The following is a 20,525-nucleotide window of genomic DNA, read 5'->3' on the forward strand; positions in this document are numbered from 1 at the left end:
ATATATCAGAAAATGAATCAACAGAAACAATAAGTCATTCATACCGTTAGGTATTGAATATAAAAAACAAAATATATCGGAGAGATATATTGACAAATTTCAAATATTGAGATAGGAGAAGCGTATGAAGAAACACACAAAACTATTAACAGGATTTCTTATAGGAATCAGTCTTGCATTCGGTGTTCCGGGTGCTATGGTAAAGGCAGGATCGTATTACACAGCAAAAGTAAATTCCTATGCCCCGGAGAAATATGTGGATGAACAGGGGATATGTTATCGGCTGGATGAAAATACCGAAGAATATTCTGTTACAGATTTTGAACAAAAGTATGATACTTCAGGAAAACCAATAATCACTCAGATTACAATACCGGATATGGTTTATTTCAGAAAAGTTACAAAAATGGAAAAAGCTTTTGCCGGTCATAAAGAACTTACTTTTGTTCAAATTGGAAAAAATATTCGGGAGACCAGGCAGACTTTTGAAGGATGTACAGGATTAAAAGAGGTCGACTTAAAGAATGTACAGACGATTGGAGACAGGACATTCAAAGGATGTGATACACTTCAAAAAGTAGTTGCAAAAGAAGTAGAAGGCATAGGACAGCAGGCTTTTATGAACTGTGGTGCATTACAAAATATCAATATAGGTTACAACTTAAACTATATCTCAGATCAGGCATTTTATAATTGTAAAAAACTTTCTAAGATTCGTTTGCCAAAAGATTCTATTGGACGTGAAAGTTTTAAGAATTGCATAAGCCTTTCGAAAGCGAATTTTTATAAAAGATCCAAAGATTATACGGTTGATAAAAATGCATTTCAAAATACAAAGTTAGAAAAAAAGGCGAAAAAGGAAAAACGTCCATTAGTTGTACAAAAGACTTTAATTTCTGTACCTTATAATATTAAAAAATTAAGTATTGATGGAAAGAAGATTTCGTGTGTTGCATCAGGAGCATTCCTTTCAGGCACAAAAGTAAATAAGGTGACAATCAAAAATGTAAATAACATTCATTATAATATGTTTTTGGGATGTAAAACAAAGGAACTTGTTATTTACAATGCAAAATACATGGATGACAATGTTTTTGAAGGTTTAGCCAGACTAAAAAAAGCGACCATAACAGGAAAAGTTTCCATTACATCTAAGATGATCGGCTATCTAAAGAATCCGAAGAAGCTAACTTTGTATGTGAATGCATCCAGAGTAAATACTTTACAAAAGAAATTAAAATGTAAAGTGCGTGCCATCAGCAAAAAGAAAATTGTAAAAGGAGCTTTTTATCAGGATACTTCTTTCCAAGGAAATAAAGCAGTGGAAGATGATCAGGGAATCATATATCAGGATAATGGTGGTACTTATAGTATAGTAGGTTTTAAACAAAAATATGATGCCAATGGAAATGCACTTACTGTCAATCTTGTTATTCCGGCTAAGATTAACGACTGCTATATTACAGGTATGTCAGATAAAGTTTTTGCTGACCGGAAAGAGATTACCTCGGTTATTTTTGAAAATGGATCAGAGCTTGTTGAGATTTCAAAAGAAGCTTTTCGTGGCTGCAACAAGTTAGAAAAAGTAGTTCTGCCAAATACGATAACATACATACAAAACAAAGCTTTTATGGATTGTACCGGCTTAAAGGACATTAATTTCCCGGATAATTTATATGCGATATTAGACAGTGCATTTCGAAATGATGTGTCTTTACAAAATATTCATTTTTCACAAAAACTAAATCTGGTTGGTTATCATAGCTTTGAAAATTGTACTAGTATTACAGAAATTTCTTTTGCAAGTAAGATAAGAGCAATTTGTGCAAAAGCATTTTATCAATGCAAAGCGTTGGAAAAAGTCAGTATTAGCAATGTACCTGAGAGCTTGAATGTGTCTGCTGATGCATGGAATGGTACAAAATGGCTTACCGCTTTTACTGAGAAAAACCAGCCTGCAATCGCAAATGGTGTTCTGCTTTGCGGAACAAATGTAGATGGAAAAGTTGTTTTGAATGGAAAAGATATTAAGTTAATTGCCGGCTATTCTTTTGCTAAAGGTAAAAAGTTAAAAGAGCTTCAGATCACCGGTGTCGATCATATTGGAGAAAATGCTTTTGAAGAAAATGCGCTTCAAAGTGCCAATATAAAAAATGTTAAGAAGATGGACAAGGAAATTTTCAAAGATACAAAGAAACTGACAAAATTATCAGTTAGCGGTATGAAGAAAATTAACTACATGGCATTTGCAAATATGCGGGGATTAAAAAAAGTGACATTAGGAAAAGATGTTTCCGAAATCGGATTAAGAGCCTTTTCTGGCTGTGACAAGCTTGTAAGTGTACGTTTTAACACAACCAAAAAGGTTACCTGGGAGTGCAAATCTGAGCAGGAGAAAACCATACCTATCGAACCGCTAACCTTTGCCGGTTGTAGAAAGCTTCGTCATGTTTATATGAAAAGCACCGCTTTTTCAAAAGACATGGTTCATGTGCTAGGCAGAAAAGTAACTCTTCATGTACCACAAAAAGTAGTTAAAAAATATCGGAAAAGTGCATTTATTAATTGCAAAGTAGCGGCACAGAAATAAAAGGCAATTCATAAAGCTGATTTAAAATTTCAAAGCAAAAAAAGAAAATAGTAAATCATGAATTGCTTACAGAGCAGTAACACAAAGATGAAAAAATGTGATTGATAGATCCATACCGGCCAGAAGTTTAGTAGGAAGATATACTTTTGGCTGGTATACACAGAAAGAAAAAGGAGAAGCGTATGAAAAAAATAACAAAAGCAGGAGTGTATTTATCCCTTGCTGCCATGTTGGCAATGGGGACAGGAACAGCCGTTTTAGCTTATAGTGATGAAAACTACTGGGGTGAGGATGTCTATACGGCAGATGAAGATTATACTATTACGGATAGTCAGGGGATAGTGTACTATGCCGACAGAACGAGCAGTGATATTACATATGGAGTGTATGATTTTACCCAGTCTTATGATAAGAATCATAAAGCAATGGTTACAAAGCTTGATATTGCTAATCGAATTGGCGGTACACCGGTAACTTCCATAGATAAAGGTTTTAAAGGACAAAAAGAGATTGAAGAAATTACCATGGGTAATAATATTTGGGATCTTTCAGGATCTTTTATGGGATGCACCGGGTTAAAAAGAATTAAGCTGTCATCCGCTATTAAGGAAATACCGGCTCGGTCTTTTCAAGATTGTAGCAGTTTGAAAGCCATTCAGATTCCAAAAGCATGTAAAGAACTTGGGACAAGTGCATTTGAAGGATGCAGTAGTTTACAAAAAGTAACATTTGCAAAGACACCTGCGAGTTTCAAAGTTGGAAAAAATGCTTTTAAGGGAACAGCATGGAAGAAAGCCTGCAAAATTGATTTTAAGCCTATGATAGCGGGTGGTGTTTTGCTGGATGCATCTACAGATGGAAACGGAGAAAATATGACGATTAAAGGTTCCAAGGTGAGCTGTATTGCACAAAATTCACTTGCAAATGCCCGTTCTGTCAAAAATCTTACGATATCAAAAGTAAAGAACATCCAGTCACACAGTCTGGATGGATGCAAAGCTAAGAAAATTACAATTTTACAGCCCAAAAAGCTTGGTGACAAAATGTTTGCCAACACAAAAAACGTTAAGAAGATTGTTATTACAGGAAATGTCAAAATAACGAAAACAACCATGAAGTCACTGAAAAATCCGAAAAAAGTCACGTTGTATGTGGAACAAAAAAGAGTGGCACAGCTCCAGAAAATATTACCTTGCAAAGTACGTGCGATTGCAAGTAAAAAGACAGCAAAGGGAAGTTTACTGACAGACAAAAAGTCAGTAAAGAACAGTAAGGTCCAGAGTAAAAAAATGACAGGAGAAGGTGTCATTGTCAACAAGAGTCTGGACGGAAAAATGATCGAAGATAATCAGGGGCTTGTCTATGAAATGGATAAAAACGGATATTATTATATTACGAAATTTGATCAAAAATATGATGAAAAGTTTAATCCGCTTCATACAGAGATCACTATTCCCGAAAAAATCAATGATATAGACGTGCTTGGAGTAAAAAGTCAGGATGTATTCCAATATTGTACGGAGATCACATCGGTGGCAATGCCGGAAAATATTAAATTGCCAAGAGCGGCATTTATGGGCTGCACGAATTTAAAGAAGGTTACTTATCTTTCTGTTGATGGCTTGTCCGTGTTCTACAGAGCCAAATTAAGAAATTATCTTTTTAAAGACTGCACGAATTTGGAAGAAGTTACACTGACAGAATGTTTTGAACTTGTGGGAAATTATGCTTTTATGAACTGTACCTGCTTAAAGAAGATAACATTTCCTAAAAATGTAGATGCCATAGGAGCATATGCTTTCTACAATACAGGACTGGAAGAAGTTATACTGGATAGCAAATCCGTTACCGGTATAGACACCAAAGCGTTTGCTAATTGTAAAAAACTACGTTGTGTTACAATTCGTGTATTGGATGCAATTTGTTCTCATGCATTTTATAATTGTACAAATCTGGAAAAGATTACCATTAAAGGATTTAGTATTCAGGATTGCACGATAGAAAGCAATGCATTTGTGAACACAAAATGGATCGAAACATATAAGAGAAAGAATCAGCCGGTTATTTTAAACGGAGTGCTGGTCAACGGTTATTATGTCAAGGGAAATGTTACGCTGGATGGAAAAAAAGTCAAGAGAATCCTTGGTAATTCATTTGCAGATAACCATAAGATAAAAAAGCTAAAGGTTAAAGGAGTTGACGAAATAGATGATTATGCATTTGTTGGTTCATCTGCTACGGAAGCATCGATAAGTGGATGCAAAAAAATGGGCATGTATCTTTTTGGAGATTGTAAGAAATTAAAAAAGATTTCCATAGAAAAAATAAAAACAATTCCAATGTATTCACTTGCTTTAGTTACAGGTCTGCAAAAACTGACATTGGGAAAAGATGTAGAAAAAATAGAAGCAAGTGCAGTTCATCATTGTCCTAATTTGCGAACGGTTTCTTTTAAGACGCAAAAACCGATTGATTGGTCATATGATACTATGGGCGGAACAGAAGGAAATATGTTCGTTGGTTGTACTAAGCTTCGTGACGTGTATATGAATAGTAAAAGTTTGCTGAAAGGTTCAGAAGATAGCTGGATGGATGCATTTGATAAGAAGAAAGTAACCATTCATGTGCCCAAAAAACTATATCAGAAATATGAAGATAGTCCATATATTTATTGCAAAGTAGTGGCAAAGAAATAAAAGGCAATTCATAAAGCTGATTCAAAATTTCAAAGCAAAAAGAAAATAGAAAACAGTAAATCAAGAATTGATTGTAAAGCAGTAACACAAAGATGAAAAAATGTGATTGATAGATCCATACCAGCCAGAAGCATATAGGGAAACACTTTTGGCTGGTAAGTTAAAAAGGGGAAAGTGAAAAAACAGGAAAATATATCAAAAAACTAAAAGATACTATTACGGAAAATAAAGAGGGTAATGCAAAGAAAAAGGAGAAGCGTATGAAGAAAATAACAAAAGCAGGAGTGTATTTATCCCTTGCTGCTATGTTGGTACTGGGGACAGAAACAGTAGTCTCAGCACATGATGACTGGGAAAAGGATGCAGAAACAGAAGAAAATTATTATACGGATGGTCAGGGTATTGATTATAAATATCTTGACAATACAAAAGTAGAATGTTATGTGATTAAAAAATTTACGCAATCCTATGATGTCAATAAGAAACCATTGTTTACTAAGATAGAAATTTTAGATCAGATTGATGGGATTCCGGTGAAGTCGATAGGAAATGCATTTGCAGGACACAAAGAAATCAGGGAGATCACGATGGGAAATGGTGTTTGGAAGAATTCAGGTTCTTTCAAAGGCTGCACCGGTCTAAAAAGTATTAAACTTTCTTCACAAATAACAAAGATTTCTGTTCAGGCTTTCAAAGGCTGCAAAAATCTTACTTCGGTTAGTATACCGGATAACTGTACAAATATCGGAAAGAATGCGTTTTATGGTTGTACAAGTCTTAAAACGATTCAATTTCAAACAACGCCAAGCAAATTAAAGATTGGAAAAAATGCTTTTTGTAATACCCCAAAGTTAAAAACAATTGTACTTCCGGGGAATGCCAAAATAGCCAAACAGATTATTAATACTTTAAAAAATCCCCAAAATGTGACACTTTATGTAGATCAAAAAAGAGTAAAACAGTTAAAAAAGACATTGTCGTGTAAAGTACGTGCAATACAAACTAAAAAAGTTGGAAGAGGAAATGTAATAGTCAGCAAAAGTGAAAATGGAAAGATTGTTGAAGATGATCAGGGATTAGTATATCAATTGGAAGAAAAAGGATGCTATATTACTAAATTTCATCAAAAATATGATGTAAATGGAACTCCGATATACCGTGAAATTAAAATCCCTCAAGATATTGATTCGATAAGGGTGCTTGGAGTTAAAAATTCAAATGTATTTCAATACTGTAAGGATATTACCTCTGTTACCGTACCGGATAGTGTTGATTTGCCCAAAGCAACATTTCTAGGATGTACTAATTTAAAAAAGGTTGTTTTTGTAGCAGGTGAGGGAATGCCTGAAGAGTTCAGACCGGCATTAAAAGATAATCTTTTTAGAAATTGTAGCAATTTAGAAGAAGTGATATTTTCAGAGAAAATGTACTCAATAGGAAGTTATGCATTTATGAATTGTGTCGGATTAAAAAAACTGACATTTCCTAAGAGATTATGTTATATCAAAGAAGGTGCATTTTATAATACGGGACTGGAAATGATTCAGTCAGATAATGAGTATATGTCTGTAGGACGCAAATCATTTGCTAATTGTAAAAACTTAAAATCGGTTGACATTTTGCAATTAGACAATGTAGGATCATATGCTTTTTATAATTGTACGAATTTGGAAAAGGTTACTTTAAAAAAGGTTGATAGCAATTGTAGGATGGAAGGAAATGCTTTTGAAAATACAAAATGGATCAAGCCATATCAACAAAAAAATAAACCGGTCATTGTCGATGGTGTACTGATCAATGGTTATTATGTAAAGGGAAATATTACATTAGGTGGTAAAAAAATCAAAGGAATAGCAGGACGATCTTTTGCCAATAATCAAAAGATTAAAAAATTAAAGTTGAGTGGTATAAAAAATATAGCCGGTAGTGCCTTTGCCGAGACATCCGTCACAGAAGTTTCTTTAAGTGGATGCAAGATTCTGGACACGCATCTTTTTAGTGAGTGCAGAAAGTTAAAAAAGATATCTGTTTCAGGAATAAAACAGATACAAAGTAAAACGTTTGCATTTATTCCGGGATTGAAAAAAATCATATTTGGAAAAGAGGTAACAAGCTTAGAAGAAAATACAGTATATCATTGTACTAATTTGCGAACTGTTTCCTTTAAGACGCAAAAACCTCTCAAGTGGTCATCGGGCGCTTGGGGTGGAAAAGAAGGAAAGATGTTTGTAGGTTGTACGAAGCTTCGTGATGTGTATATGAACAGTAAAAGTTTACTGAAAGGCTCGGAAAATAGTTGGATGGATGCATTTGACAAGAAGAAAGTGACCATTCATGTGCCAAAAAAATTATATCAGAAATATGAAGATAGTCCATATATTTATTGCAAAGTAGCGGCACAGAAATAAAAGGTAATTCATAAAGCTGATTCAAAATTTTAAAGCAAAAAGAAAATAGAAAACAGCAAATCAAGAATTGATTGTAAAGCAGTAACACAAAGATGAAAAATGTGATTGATAGATCCATACCAGCCAGAAGTATGTAGGGAAACACTTTTGGCTGGTATACATAGAAAGAAAAAGGGAGAAGCATATGAAGAAACAAATAATTATAACAGCAGGTCTTGTGATTCTGGCGTTGGGAATCGGAATTCTTTGCAAAGTGAATATCAAAGCGAAGAAGAATACAGAGGTTAAAGAAAGAACTTCCCAAGAGGAAATGTTGTATCAGGTTTCTAAAAAGGCAAAAGTAAACGATGAGAATCTTTATGATGATGTATCGGAAATTCTAGAACGTACAACAGGAGAAGACAAAAATAAAGCCAAAAGCAGATTGAAAAAAAGTGAAGAAGGACGAAAAGAGTTACTGAAAAAAGCACAAAAAGCAGGAATTAAGGTAAGTGCAAAAGAAGTTGATAAAGAAATCGAAGAGACTAAGAAGGCATTACATGAAGATGCCGAAGGTTATGCACAACTCAAAGCAGTGTTAGAAGGAAGCAATATGACGGAATCGGAGTATTGGAAAAAGATGCGTCAATTTTATAAGAAAAGTATCATGATCAATCAATATTTAGAGACACAGAATGGGAATGCTTCGACGGATCATTCAAAGTAGACAGTAATTGGAAATACAGAACGAAAAAAGCTTCGGTAGATCGTTCAAACTAGACAGAATGTTAGATTGGCAGATGGTTTAAAAAACGATTTTTATCAAAATACCAGGGAAAGAGGGAGAAATTATCATGAAAAATGTAAAGAAATACATTGTTGTTATGTGCGCACTGTTATTGGTGGCTGGCGGTTTTACATTCATTTATAAGCAGGTAAATGGCAAAGAAGAAGTTATGAAGAGTTTTTCGCAGGAACACAAAAGTTTAGCGAAGAAATATCCTGACTGGTTTAATGACAAAGGGGAATTCTACTATGGGGCATATCAGAAAGCGGATCAGGATAAATTGAACTTTCATGAAATGGTTGCAAAAGAGCAGATTCCAAAAGAGCTTTATCAGGCAATGACGACAGAACAGTTATTTGATGCGGTCGAAAAATATCCTACACTTTATACGTTAGGAGTATATGATTCACTATCCTTAGCAATACAGTCTGTGTCGGAAAGCTTTGATGCAATGAAAGAGTTGCAAAAGCGGGAAGATATTGTGCAATTATGTTATGAGCATTACCTTAGCCGAGATTTAACGAAAGAAGTAGATCTTAATAAGATCAATCAGGAAGAGGGCCAACTTTATTTTGAAGCTGGGATTTTGTTACAAAAGAACTCTTATAAAAAGCTGAATGCTTCACAACGAAGCAAAGTTGTAAAAAAGATAAAAGAGCATATCAAAGATTATGCGGATTCCGGCAAGAAACTCGGAAATCAGACATGGGCGGTTATTTCGAATGAGATTGATATACAGTTAAAGCAGATCGATACAAAGAATCCTTGGAGCAAAGAGTTTTAGAAAAAGTCCAGGATAGAAAATGCGACATATCAGTTACATGTCAAAGAGATGGGGAGGAAAACCTATGAAGAAATTAAAAACATTAATGATTATGCTGGTTGTTATTATTACAGCTCTGAGGTTTGGAAATATTTCAAAAGCCGCAGAAAATGATCAGGGAAGATATTGTGAAAATGGTTTGTATTATGAATACAACCAATCAACAGATGATTATATTCTGGTTGATGCAGATCCACAACTGGAAGCAGTTATTATACCGGATACAGTTGCCGGAAAACATGTAGAACGTATGGGATATTCTGTTTTTCAGGATAATACCCGGTTGAAGAAAGTTATGTTTAATAAGTATATTTCTGTGATTAAAACAAATACTTTTGCAAACTGTACAGCTTTGGAAGATGTTGTTTTATTGGATAATATCAATGTCGTGGAAGAGTATGCATTTTTGAATTGCACTAGCCTGAAAAAAATGACATTTGCCGATGGAATCTATTGTATCGAAAAATGTGCTTTTTATAATGCCGGATTGGAAAAAATTCAATTTGCAAATGATTATATATCGATAGAAAGTAATGCGTTTTTGAAATGTAAAAATTTAAAATCGGTTGCTTTTATTGGGGTAAGTGAGATTGGCTCAAAAGCATTTGGCGATTGTACTGTTTTAGGAAAAGTAACTTTCAAAAAGGTCAGCAGTGAAGCAAGAATAGCAAGCGATGCCTTTGAAAATACAAAATGGGTAAAAGCATATCAAAGAAAACACAAAGCGATTGTTACAAAAGGTGTTCTGATCAATGGGTACTATATGAAAGGGAATGTTACTTTAAATGGTAAGAAGATCCATGGAATAACCGCATTAGCATTTGCTGGAAACCAAAAAATTAAAAAAGTAAAGCTTAAAGATATAGAGGCAATAGGAGAAAAGGCATTTGTCAGATCCTCTGTTACAGAAGTTTCGTTGATTGGGGGCGAAATTCTGGGACATAATTTATTTAACAACTGTAGACGATTAAGAAAAATTTCTGTGTCAGGAATCAAGACGATTCCGGAGAACACATTTGTATCGATTCCGGCATTAAAGAAACTTATCTTAGGAAAAGAGGTAACCAAGATTGAAAGCGATGCAATTACAAATTGTGAGAAGTTACACACTCTTCGCTTTAAGACAAGAAAAGCAATGGACTGGCATCCATATGAATATGGCAATAAAGATGTATTCAAAGGATGCCCTAAAATCAAACATGTCTATATGAATCGACCGAAATGGGAAAGAAAAAATCCATCAGCAGACTGGCTTGCTTAGAGGATTTTTAGAATCTGGCAGATGGTAAAAAAGGAGGTGGCAGAATGAAAGGTTTTATACTTTGGAATTATACACGATTACCGAATATTTTGTTTATCATAATACTGCTTTGTATATTTGCCTTATCGGTGTTCCTGGTAAGAAAGATACATAAGAAAAAAATATATGTGATAACGGTATTGATCTTTGTTTTTACAGTTGTTTTTTGGGGGTACTCCCATAGAAATTATGGAATCAAAGAAATCTCATATCCGCTTATACAGGGTGATAATACAATAACAGATTCTGAAAAGATTTCGAACGTGATCGATGCATTGCACTTAAACAAAATGGATGAAATTCCATATGAAAAATCATCAGATCCCGGACAAAAGAATGGAAAAACAACGGTATTGGAAATTACATATAATAATGACCAAAAGATAATGATTATTTCAGATGATGATTACGCTGTTATCAGGAAAGAAGGTAAATCGTACTTGTATCGAAAATGATATTCAAGTGGATGATGGCAGCATGATCAATGGGAGAAGGTAACGGCGAATTTAGCATATGTCTGGAAATGTATAGTGTCAGAAAATTTAATTTAATTAAGTGAAAAAGTGTTGATAAATTATATTTTTCTCTTAATATAATATAATAGGAGTGTAGATCCGAATATTTTTTGGATGGCACTCCTGTTGTGGGTTATAGTAAAATGCTGATTTATAGAATAAAACTATATTTTGATAGTTGTATCGTTTTTTACAATACAACCAATCACAAATCCGATATGATAGTGCCAATGAATGAAACAGTCAAAGGTGCCTGTGATCGAAAGATCTCAGGTGCCTTTTGTTTTGACCGTAAGGAGGAGATCAATATGGCAGACAGAATCATAGAACATCCGATCTTAGGAAAGACAGAGAAAGGAAAGAAAGTGACTTTTACCTTTGATGGGAAAGAGATGGAAGGATATGAAGGAGAACCAATTTCGGTAGCATTAAAAGCAGCCGGCGTGATGAAACATCGTTATACCAAAAAGGAACATAAGCCAAGAGGTATCTTTTGTGCGATCGGCAGATGTACAGACTGTGTTATGGTCGTTGATGGAAAACCGAATGTCAGAACCTGTGTTACTCCGTTAAAAGAGGGAATGAAAGTACAGACACAATACGGTGTATCAGCAGAACCGTTTTAAAGAAAAAACTTTTTTGGGAATATAAAGTCGGAAAGGAAAAGTAGACCAGAGAACATGGATAACCAAAATCCATGTAGAAAAGAGGTAGCATATGAAAAGATTTGATTTGATCATAGTAGGAGCAGGACCTTCCGGTTTGTCAGCAGCGATCGAGGCGGCAAACCGGGGAATGAATGTTGTAGTATTTGATGAAAATGAAAAGCCGGGCGGACAGCTTTTCAAACAGATCCATAAATTTTTTGGTTCAAAAGAACATAAAGCAAAAGTAAGAGGTTTTGTGATCGGCGAACAGCTTCTAAAAGAAGCGTCCGAAGCAGGTGTTACGGTTGTTTTGAATGCGACAGTGATCGGCTTGTATCAGGACAAAGAGGTTGTTGTAAAGATTGGCGATGGCGTGGAACATTACAAAGCCGATTCGGTTCTGATCGCGACAGGTGCTTCCGAAAACATGGTGACTTTTGAAGGATGGACGCTTCCGGGCGTGATCGGTGCGGGAGCTGCACAGACCATGATGAATTTGCATGGTATCAAACCGGGACAAAAGGTTTTGATGTTAGGTTCCGGTAACGTAGGTCTGGTGGTAAGTTTCCAGCTTTTACAGGCAGGATGCGAAGTAGTCGGTCTTGTCGATGCAGCCCCAAGAGTAGGTGGTTATGGTGTACATGCAGCGAAAATAGCCAGATGCGGTGTTCCGTTTTATCTGTCCCATACGATTGTCAAAGCAGAAGGAACAGATTGCGTAACCGGTGTAACGATCGCACAGGTCGATAAGAATTTTCAGTTTGTAGAAGGAAGCGAAAAACATTTTGATGTTGATACGATCTGTCTGGCAGTCGGACTTTCACCGATGTCACAGCTTCTAAAAATGGCAGGATGCAAGATGGAAGACAATCCAAAGCGTGGCGGACAGGTGCCGATCTGTGACGAGTTTGGCGCAACGAGCATTCCGGGAATTTTTGTTGCCGGTGATGTATCCGGTATTGAGGAAGCAAGCTCCGCAATGATCGGTGGTCGAATTGCAGGAATTACAGCAGCACAATATCTTGGCTTTATTGATAAAGAAGAGCAGCTTACAAAATGTGAAGAAAATAAAAAGGCATTGGACGGACTTCGTCAGGGAATGTTTGCTCCAAAGAACAGAGGAAAACTGGTCGAAAAGACAGAAGAAGGTATTCCGGTATCAATGAATCTGTTGGAAAAAGGATTTATTGCCAATGATGAGATGGAACGTTTTCCGGGTGTGACACATAAAGCAGGAGTGCATCCGGTTATGGAATGTACACAGAATATTCCTTGTAATCCTTGTCAGGATGCATGTCCAAAACATTGTATTAAGATCGGAGAGAAGATCACTTCTTTGCCGGCTGTGGATGAGTCAGTCGATTGCATTGGCTGTGGAATGTGTGTCGCTTCTTGTTCCGGTCAGGCGATCTTTCTTCTGGATGAAACTTACGAAGAAGGTTTTGCTGCCGTGACATTGCCATATGAGTTCTTACCGCTTCCGAAAGAAGGTGAGAAAGGATATGGACTTGGCAGAGATGGCAAAGTGGTTTGTGAAGCTGAGGTGGTTCAGGTTAAGACAGCAAAAGCGTTCGATCATACCAATCTTTTGACGATCAAAGTTCCGGCTGATATGGCAATGAAAGCACGTTTTTATAAAAAAGAAGCCTGATTACTTTTTACAGTACAGGAAAATGAAAATGTTTGTATAGATGTACAATTTGAACAGGAAGCCTGTTAGCATTTCCTGAAGAAAAATGTATAAAATCACATCATTGTATAGAAAAGAGGGATCATTATGGAAAATATATTTGACAGATCGGTAGATTTGGGAGAATTTGTACCACAGCCGGATGACGATATGATCGTGTGCCGTTGTGAAGAAGTGACAAAAGGACAGATCAGACAGGCAGTACATGACGGGATGTTTACTATTACAGAGATCAGACGATATTTAAGAACCGGAATGGGGCTTTGTCAGGGACAGACTTGTGCAAAGTTAGTCAAAAGGATTGTAGCAAATGAGTTGAAAGTTTCAATGGATGTGTTAGAACCGGCTTCTTCCAGAGCACCAATGCGTCCGATCGAAATGGAAGTTTTTGCAAGAGAAAACAACTGATCATTGATAGAAACAGAAAACGACATAAACTCAGAAAAAAGCAGAGAATTATGACAAAAAAGGTAAATGTTTCAATGAAGGCAGCAGACGAAGCTTGGGAAAGCAAACAGGAGCAGATAGAAAAGGAGGCAGAAACATGGGAAATACAGCAGATGTGATCATTATAGGCGGAGGAATTATTGGCTGTGCCACAGCATATTATCTGGCAAAGAAGAACGTTTCTGTTATAGTTTTAGAGAAGGATAAAAGTATTGGAAATGGTGGTTCAAGCAGAAATGGTGGTGGTGTCCGTCAGTCAGGACGTGATCCGAGAGAACTTCCGTTAGCAATGTATGCCGTAGAGCATATGTGGCCGACACTTTCTGAGGAACTCGGTGTTGATGTGGAATATCACAAAGAAGGTAATTTACGACTTGGTAAGACCAAGAAACATTTGGAGATCCTGCAAGGACTGACAGACAAAGCACAGGCTTGCGGATTGAAGGTTAACATGATTGATGCGAACGAAGTAAAAAGGATCAATCCGTATCTGAGTGATGAAGTGATCGGTGCAAGCTGGTGTCCGACCGATGGTCATGCAAATCCTTTGACCGCAACGTTAGGTTTTTATAAAGCAGCAAGAGCATTAGGTGTCCGTTTCTATACCGGAGAGGATGTCATCGCGATCAAAAAGATCAAGGGAATTGCAAACACCGTTGTGACAAAGAAAAATGTGTATACCGGTGGGAAGATCATTCTTGCATCAGGATATGCGAGCAGGAAAATTGCTGCGACAGTCGGAATTGATGTACCGATGCAAAATGTATTGATCGAAGCATTGGTGACTGAAGCAGAGCCGAAAATGTTTAACCAGATGCTTGGTACAGCAGATGCCGACTTCTATGGTCACCAGACGAATCATGGTTCTTTTGTTTTCGGAGGTGCATCCGGTTATGAGGAAATGAACAAGGATGATGGTACACAGCCGACATCAAGCATTACGGCACCATGTATCTGCCGTGGTATTATGAAATACATTCCAAAGCTTGCAGATGCAAAGATCGTCAGAACATGGGCAGGCTATGAAGATGTCAGTGCCGATGGCATTCCGGTGATCAGTAAGATTGATGAAGTACCGGGACTGATTCTGGCATGTGGCTTTACCGGACATGGTTTCGGAATTGCACCGGTTGTCGGAAAGTTACTTTCCGAACTTGGTACAGATCAGCAGACAACGCTGGATCTGAAAGAGTTTCGTTATGACCGCTTTAAAGCTGTGATCTGAACCGGCATGGAAATGATCTGAAAATAGTTACGTCATAGAGCTGGAAAACTTTATAATATAAAAGAAAAAGCGAAAAAAGTTTATTAAAACAAGAAAAAGTAGTAGAAAATGGAAAAAAAGCATGGTATACTATTAGGGACGAAGGTGTCAATGGATAGATCCATTGGCGCTTTTTTGCTTTGTAAGCCCTTATAGTATCCGAAACAGGAGGGCGATAATATGGATACAGCAATTAAATTTTTATATCTGAGTGAACCGGATATGATCAAAGCCGGAGTAAAGAACATGAAGGAATGTGTTGATGTGATGGAAGATCTTTTAGTCACATTAAACAAGGGAGATTATGTGATGGGTGGCAAGAACCACAACTCCCATGGATGTATGGTTACATTTTATGATGATCCTAAGTTCCCGGGTATGCCAAAGAATGCCGATGACAGACGTTTTATGGCGATGCCGGCTTATCTTGGTGGCAGATACCAGATGGCTGGTATGAAATGGTATGGTTCTAATGTCGATAACAAAGCAAAAGGACTTCCAAGATCGATCTTAATGATGATGTTAAATGACAAAGATACAGGAGCACCTTTAGCTTTGATGTCAGCAAACCTTGTCAGTTCCTATCGTACCGGTGGAATTCCGGGAGTAGGTGCAAAGTATCTGGCAAGAAAGGATGCAACCACCGTATCAGTGATCGGACCGGGCGTTATGGGAAAAACTTCGCTGGCAGCATTTCTGAGTGTATGCCCGAATCTGGACACTGTTAAGATCAAAGGCCGCGGACGCAGATCGATTGATGCGTTGATCGATTTTATCAAAGCAGAATATCCGCAGGTGAAGAACATAGAAGTGTGTGATTCGGTAGAAGAAGCGGTAAAAGACAGTGATATTATCAGTTTTACCACAACGGTTCGTGATGATGAGGCATCTTTCCCTTATATCAATGAGAAATGGATCAAAAAGGGAGCTTTGATCAGTATGCCGTCGGCAGCACGTTTTGATGATGAGTTTCTGGCAAACCGCTGCAAGTTAGTCGTAGATAATTACAAATTATATGAAGCATGGGAAGAGGAGTACCCATATCCAAGCTATAAGGAAGTACAAATTATTGGTACAAAATTTACAGATTTAAAACATGAAGGAAAAATCAAACGAGAAGACATTATTGACATTGCTGACATTATTACCGGAAAACATCCGGGCAGAGAAAGTGACGATGAGATTATCGTCTATTCGGTCGGTGGAATGCCGGTAGAAGATATCGCATGGGGCGGTACGATATATCGAAATGCTTTAGAGCAGGGAATCGGTATTGAATTGCCATTATGGGACAAACCGGACATGGCATAAAGATATGAAAATGCCACGATCGGACAAACCGGACATGGCATAAAAGCAGCGATCCAATTGTTCTCTCAGAAAAGAGGGCATTTATGAAAAACACAATTTTACCTGTACAGCCAAGTCTTTTACTTATGACAGATGGCTATCAAAGAATCGATTCCAATCTGGATGGAATTTCTCATTTTTATCATTATTCCGTCAAAGATGGAAAAGGAAAAGGCTTTCATGCAGTTCCGGATGGAAGCACAGATCTTCTTTTTGAGATCAGTGAGCATGGTGTCAGTACATACATGGGTGGAACGGTTTTGCAGGTAAAAGAATGGGAAATGGAAGAAGATTGTACTTATTTTGGAGTTCGTTTTCTCCCGGGAAAAGCCCTTTTTCCTCAGGGAATGACGATAGGAGATGTAGTGGATGCAGATGTATGTGTAGAGAATCAGGATCTTGCCGGCAACCTTGCTGAAAAGATTGCCTTAGAGAAGGATTTTCAAAAGCAGGCAGCTATTTTTTCGGATTATTATATTCGCGTTAAAGCACAGCAGCTGCCAAGAGAAAATAGTTCTGCTGAGATTGAGAAGTTTATTCGAAGAAAAATGTATGAGACAGCAGGAAATATTTCGATCGCTGAACTTGCGAAGCAGAGTGGATATTCTGCTTGTTATATCCGTCGGTGTTTTGAGACAGTACATGGCATTTCTCCGAAAGTATTCGGAAAGTTTATCCGTTTTCAAAGAATGCTGCATTCCATCGGTGAAAATGCCGATCAGGCACAGATGGAAGCGCTGGCAGCAGATTGCGGCTATTATGATCAGTCGCATATGATGAAGGATTTTAAGAAGTTTTCAGGGATGACACCGGATGGATATCGTAAAGAGCTTCTGACATTAGAGCAAAAGAAGGAGGCTTGATGAAAGCATTGAAAAGCGGGAAAAGAAATGACGGATAGCTTAAGAAAGATAGGCAGGAAAAGCAGTATGGAGGAAACATATATGAATTTATCAAAGATTGAAATTATTATTGGCATGTCAAAGTTTTCAGATCTCAAATCGGCATTAAGTAAAATTGGTGTCCGTGGAATGACTGTGATGCAGGTATTAGGCTGTGGTGTTGAAAAAGGAACCTACGAATTTGAAATTGAAACCAATGAAGAGATGGAACTTTTGCCAAAGCAGCAGATCAATATCGTTGTCGAAACAGAAAAGGTCGATGAGATCATCGAATTGGTAAAGCAGGAAATGTATACAGGACACATTGGTGATGGCAAAATCTTTGTCTATGACATTACTAATGTGGTACGCATCCGTACCGGCGATGAAGGTGTTGATGCACTATAGTATAAGAGAGAGTCAAGCAAAACAATCAGAAAATGCATGATTATGCTTTTTGGGGACAGGGAAAAGACAGCATCAAGTGAATTGGGAAAAAGCGAAAGAAAAAATCTCAAAATGAGGAAAGGACAGGGGGAATTCTATGGCAAAAAATGATAAAAAATTAGGTTTAGGAAGTGTTGTATCGATCTCAGTCGGACTTGTCATTGCAACAAGCTGTCTTGTTTCTTTAGGGCAGGGTGCCGGAACGATTGGTGTTGTTTTCATCGGTGCGATGATCTTTGCCTGTCTTTTGAACATGACAACAGTAGCGTCTCTTTCGGAGCTGAATGCTTTGATGCCCAATACGACAGGCGGACTTGCACAATATACATTAGCAAGTATGGGTCCTTTTCCTACTTTGATCTCTATGGTAGGTGGCTATCTTTTGTGCAATATTCTTTCTTCCGGTGTTGAGGCTTCCATCTTTTCTTATGCGATGGCAGAAACAATTCCATTACCGATTCCAAGCATTGCCTATACATTTGTCATGACTGTTATAGTCATGATCGCCAATTTGTATGGAGTGGATATGTTTGCGAAAATCCAAAATCTGGTTGCTTTTCTGCTCGTTGGTTCCATGGTTGTTATGGGAGCAATCGGAATGTTGGGACTTGGAACAGGACACATGGTACATCAGCCTCTTTCGATGGCAAGTGATTTTAAAGATGTCGTTTCGATGGCAGCAGTTGCATTCTGGCTTTTTATTGGTGCAGAATATGTCATTCCGGTATCAAAGGATGTTAAGAATGCCAAAAGAAATGTGCCGCTTGGCATGATGATCGGCTTAGGACTTATCTGTCTGGTTCAGTCGATCATGGTATTGGGCTTTCATAATTATACAGCATGGGATGAGCTTGCTAACTCAGCAGCACCGCATTTGCTATATGGTTACAATCTGCTGGGAACCGGTGGAAAAGTCTGGATGACCTTTGTAGCGGCACTTGCAGTTGTCAGTACACAAAACTCAACAGTAAACGGACTTGCACGTATCAGCCAGGGTATGGCTAAGATGAATATGATGCCACAGATCTTTGCCAAAAAGAATAAAAAGAATGTTCCGTGGTTTGGCGTGATTTTTGTCAGTGCATTTATTTTTCTCTTTGCACTTCTGAGTAATGGTTCATCAGATGCGATTTCCTTTTTGATCTTAGTAGGATCCGTCTTTTGGATGATTTCATACATATTGGCACATATCGACGTGCTGATTCTTCGCAAAAGACTGCCCAAAGCGCCACGTTCCTTTAAAGTGCCATGTGGAAAGCTTTTCCCGATCATTGGAATCATTGGAACTGTATATATGGTATTGAATATATCGTCTGACCCGACAGAGAGAAACCAGATCTGGCTTGTAACAGCAGTAGTCTTTCTGATCCTTGCGATCTATTCCTTCTTCTGGATTAAATATAAAATGAAGATGAAGGTCTTTAAGAGTGTGCCACTTGAAAAAGTAATGGCAATGGAGAGTGACGCATATTATCTGGCGAGAAAGCAGCGTGGCTTGTGGCGGTGACCGGATACAAGGCATAAACACTGGATTTGTCGCAGGTGAGCTTTCCCTTATTGTTTCCCTTGTGTTATATCGTCCCACCGGTGTTTACGAACTATGATAAGGGAAAATACAAGGGCAAAAAAAGCTCTCTGTGCAATGCACAGGAGCTTTTTATATGTAGACCTCTATTTATTTGTGCTGTCTGCATCAATTACAGACTGAATCTGCTTCATAAGAGCATCATAGTTGTCCTTGTTATCAATTCCGCCGAGCATTGGTTCGCCTACAATATTGCCATTTCTGTCAACAAGTATAGTTGTTGGAAAGGCCATGATTTCTGAGGCATATTTACCGGCAGCACTAGAGGAGTCAATTGACAGATTACGATATTTGACACCCTGGCTTTCAAGAACAGAGGCAGCCTCTTTGATAGCTGTTTTATTGCCATCGAAGGTCTCAGTGTTGATGCCAACAACTTCTCCGCCCATTGATTTGATAGCATCATTTAATTCGTTAAGCTTGGATAATTCAGCGACACATGGTTTGCAGCCGGTAAACCAGAAATTGACGACTGTTACTGCATTACCGGAAAACAGGCTGTCATCAACCTTATTGCCATCAAAATCCTCACCGGAAAAATCACTGAATACAGATGAGGCTTTAGAGCTGTCCTTCTTGTTATCGTCTGATGATGTATTTTTGTTTTCAAGCTCTGCTATCTGTTCCTCGATTTTTCGTATGGTTTCGATATCCTCATTAAGTGTTTTAAGCTCATCGTCTGTGAATGAATTCTTGTTTGATTCTACGGTACTGGCAAGATAATCAGCATAATTTCCGTTTGGATCGGCGTCACTTTTGTTCATCATGCCAAATGCCTTGTTCCACACATCAGCGTGATCTGCAAAAAGCTGATTTTCCTGCTGATATAAATCATTAAGCCTGGAATCTGATTTGCCGGATGCTTTTGAGCCGGCTTCAGTCTGAGTGTTCTTAGAATCTGTTGTGGAAGCTTGCTTTACGCCACATGCTGTAAGTGATAATGCTATGCAGAGTGTAAAAATAGAAATAAATGATAATTTGTTTTTCATGAGTAATTTCTCCTATCTCAATATTTGAAATTTGTCAATATATCTCTCCGATATATTTTGTTTTTTATATTCAATACCTAACGGTATGAATGACTTATTGTTTCTGTTGATTCATTTTCTGATATAT

The 20,525-nt window shown here is 37.5% G+C and carries 16 protein-coding genes; 15 read left to right on the top strand and 1 reads right to left on the bottom strand.

The features are described 5' to 3' along the window. Nucleotides 1–124 precede the first annotated feature (124 nt). The 15 genes from H8700_RS05280 to H8700_RS05350 all read left to right on the top strand — a co-directional run bounded on the left by H8700_RS05280 (nt 125) and on the right by H8700_RS05350 (nt 19,331). Nucleotides 125–2,590: a leucine-rich repeat domain-containing protein gene (locus tag H8700_RS05280; RefSeq protein ID WP_249304043.1), complete on the top strand. Its 2,466-nt coding sequence runs from the start codon at nt 125–127 to the stop codon at nt 2,588–2,590. 182 nt (nt 2,591–2,772) lie between these two features. Continuing rightward, nucleotides 2,773–5,286, top strand: a complete 2,514-nt coding sequence (locus H8700_RS05285; RefSeq protein WP_249304044.1) for a leucine-rich repeat domain-containing protein — start codon at nt 2,773–2,775, stop codon at nt 5,284–5,286. Between the two features lie 260 nt (nt 5,287–5,546). After that, nucleotides 5,547–7,694 (top strand): leucine-rich repeat domain-containing protein, encoded by a 2,148-nt coding sequence (locus tag H8700_RS05290; RefSeq protein ID WP_249304046.1) that lies wholly within the window; start codon nt 5,547–5,549, stop codon nt 7,692–7,694. Nucleotides 7,695–7,878: 184 nt separating this feature from the next. Next, on the top strand, nt 7,879–8,400 hold the full coding sequence (locus H8700_RS05295) for a SurA N-terminal domain-containing protein (protein ID WP_249304048.1): 522 nt from the start codon (nt 7,879–7,881) through the stop codon (nt 8,398–8,400). A 127-nt stretch (nt 8,401–8,527) separates the two neighbouring features. After that, nucleotides 8,528–9,244, top strand: coding sequence for a hypothetical protein (locus H8700_RS05300; protein WP_022140489.1), 717 nt, complete (start codon nt 8,528–8,530; stop codon nt 9,242–9,244). A gap of 64 nt (nt 9,245–9,308) precedes the next feature. Continuing rightward, the gene (locus tag H8700_RS05305) at nt 9,309–10,544 is read left to right on the top strand and encodes a leucine-rich repeat domain-containing protein (protein ID WP_249304049.1); all 1,236 of its coding nucleotides are present in this window, start codon (nt 9,309–9,311) and stop codon (nt 10,542–10,544) included. Between the two features lie 44 nt (nt 10,545–10,588). Then, nucleotides 10,589–11,038 carry a hypothetical protein gene (locus tag H8700_RS05310; RefSeq protein ID WP_249304051.1) on the top strand — a complete coding sequence of 150 codons (450 nt, stop codon included), beginning with the start codon at nt 10,589–10,591 and terminating at the stop codon, nt 11,036–11,038. A gap of 290 nt (nt 11,039–11,328) precedes the next feature. Further along, nucleotides 11,329–11,724 (top strand): (2Fe-2S)-binding protein, encoded by a 396-nt coding sequence (locus H8700_RS05315; RefSeq protein WP_330606306.1) that lies wholly within the window; start codon nt 11,329–11,331, stop codon nt 11,722–11,724. A gap of 91 nt (nt 11,725–11,815) precedes the next feature. Next, a complete protein-coding gene (locus H8700_RS05320) occupies nt 11,816–13,396 on the top strand; it encodes an FAD-dependent oxidoreductase (protein ID WP_249304053.1) in 1,581 nt (526 codons plus the stop codon). A gap of 126 nt (nt 13,397–13,522) precedes the next feature. Then, on the top strand, nt 13,523–13,843 hold the full coding sequence (locus H8700_RS05325) for a (2Fe-2S)-binding protein (RefSeq protein WP_022140494.1): 321 nt from the start codon (nt 13,523–13,525) through the stop codon (nt 13,841–13,843). 136 nt (nt 13,844–13,979) lie between these two features. Beyond that, nucleotides 13,980–15,107: an NAD(P)/FAD-dependent oxidoreductase gene (locus H8700_RS05330; protein ID WP_249304056.1), complete on the top strand. Its 1,128-nt coding sequence runs from the start codon at nt 13,980–13,982 to the stop codon at nt 15,105–15,107. Between the two features lie 219 nt (nt 15,108–15,326). Then, the gene (locus H8700_RS05335; RefSeq protein ID WP_249304059.1) at nt 15,327–16,457 is read left to right on the top strand and encodes a tyramine oxidase subunit B; all 1,131 of its coding nucleotides are present in this window, start codon (nt 15,327–15,329) and stop codon (nt 16,455–16,457) included. 83 nt (nt 16,458–16,540) lie between these two features. Continuing rightward, complete coding sequence (locus H8700_RS05340) at nt 16,541–17,359, top strand: helix-turn-helix domain-containing protein (RefSeq protein ID WP_249304061.1); 819 nt, start codon at nt 16,541–16,543, stop codon at nt 17,357–17,359. 81 nt (nt 17,360–17,440) lie between these two features. After that, complete coding sequence (locus H8700_RS05345) at nt 17,441–17,785, top strand: P-II family nitrogen regulator (protein WP_249304063.1); 345 nt, start codon at nt 17,441–17,443, stop codon at nt 17,783–17,785. A 136-nt stretch (nt 17,786–17,921) separates the two neighbouring features. Further along, the gene (locus tag H8700_RS05350; RefSeq protein ID WP_249304066.1) at nt 17,922–19,331 is read left to right on the top strand and encodes an APC family permease; all 1,410 of its coding nucleotides are present in this window, start codon (nt 17,922–17,924) and stop codon (nt 19,329–19,331) included. A gap of 164 nt (nt 19,332–19,495) precedes the next feature. On the opposite strand, the gene H8700_RS05355 is transcribed toward H8700_RS05350, so the two are convergent. After that, a complete protein-coding gene (locus tag H8700_RS05355; RefSeq protein WP_249304068.1) occupies nt 19,496–20,398 on the bottom strand; it encodes a TlpA disulfide reductase family protein in 903 nt (300 codons plus the stop codon). Nucleotides 20,399–20,525 lie beyond the last annotated feature (127 nt).

The organism is Jutongia hominis, from assembly GCF_014384965.1.
Lineage (GTDB): Bacteria > Bacillota > Clostridia > Lachnospirales > Lachnospiraceae > Butyribacter > Butyribacter hominis.

Coding starts and splice junctions, on each gene's coding strand:
- H8700_RS05280 (WP_249304043.1), top strand. CDS start 125: ATGAAGAAACACACAAAACTATTAACAGGATTTCTTATAGGAATCAGT.
- H8700_RS05285 (WP_249304044.1), top strand. CDS start 2,773: ATGAAAAAAATAACAAAAGCAGGAGTGTATTTATCCCTTGCTGCCATG.
- H8700_RS05290 (WP_249304046.1), top strand. CDS start 5,547: ATGAAGAAAATAACAAAAGCAGGAGTGTATTTATCCCTTGCTGCTATG.
- H8700_RS05295 (WP_249304048.1), top strand. CDS start 7,879: ATGAAGAAACAAATAATTATAACAGCAGGTCTTGTGATTCTGGCGTTG.
- H8700_RS05300 (WP_022140489.1), top strand. CDS start 8,528: ATGAAAAATGTAAAGAAATACATTGTTGTTATGTGCGCACTGTTATTG.
- H8700_RS05305 (WP_249304049.1), top strand. CDS start 9,309: ATGAAGAAATTAAAAACATTAATGATTATGCTGGTTGTTATTATTACA.
- H8700_RS05310 (WP_249304051.1), top strand. CDS start 10,589: ATGAAAGGTTTTATACTTTGGAATTATACACGATTACCGAATATTTTG.
- H8700_RS05315 (WP_330606306.1), top strand. CDS start 11,329: ATGAATGAAACAGTCAAAGGTGCCTGTGATCGAAAGATCTCAGGTGCC.
- H8700_RS05320 (WP_249304053.1), top strand. CDS start 11,816: ATGAAAAGATTTGATTTGATCATAGTAGGAGCAGGACCTTCCGGTTTG.
- H8700_RS05325 (WP_022140494.1), top strand. CDS start 13,523: ATGGAAAATATATTTGACAGATCGGTAGATTTGGGAGAATTTGTACCA.
- H8700_RS05330 (WP_249304056.1), top strand. CDS start 13,980: ATGGGAAATACAGCAGATGTGATCATTATAGGCGGAGGAATTATTGGC.
- H8700_RS05335 (WP_249304059.1), top strand. CDS start 15,327: ATGGATACAGCAATTAAATTTTTATATCTGAGTGAACCGGATATGATC.
- H8700_RS05340 (WP_249304061.1), top strand. CDS start 16,541: ATGAAAAACACAATTTTACCTGTACAGCCAAGTCTTTTACTTATGACA.
- H8700_RS05345 (WP_249304063.1), top strand. CDS start 17,441: ATGAATTTATCAAAGATTGAAATTATTATTGGCATGTCAAAGTTTTCA.
- H8700_RS05350 (WP_249304066.1), top strand. CDS start 17,922: ATGGCAAAAAATGATAAAAAATTAGGTTTAGGAAGTGTTGTATCGATC.
- H8700_RS05355 (WP_249304068.1), bottom strand. CDS start 20,398: ATGAAAAACAAATTATCATTTATTTCTATTTTTACACTCTGCATAGCA.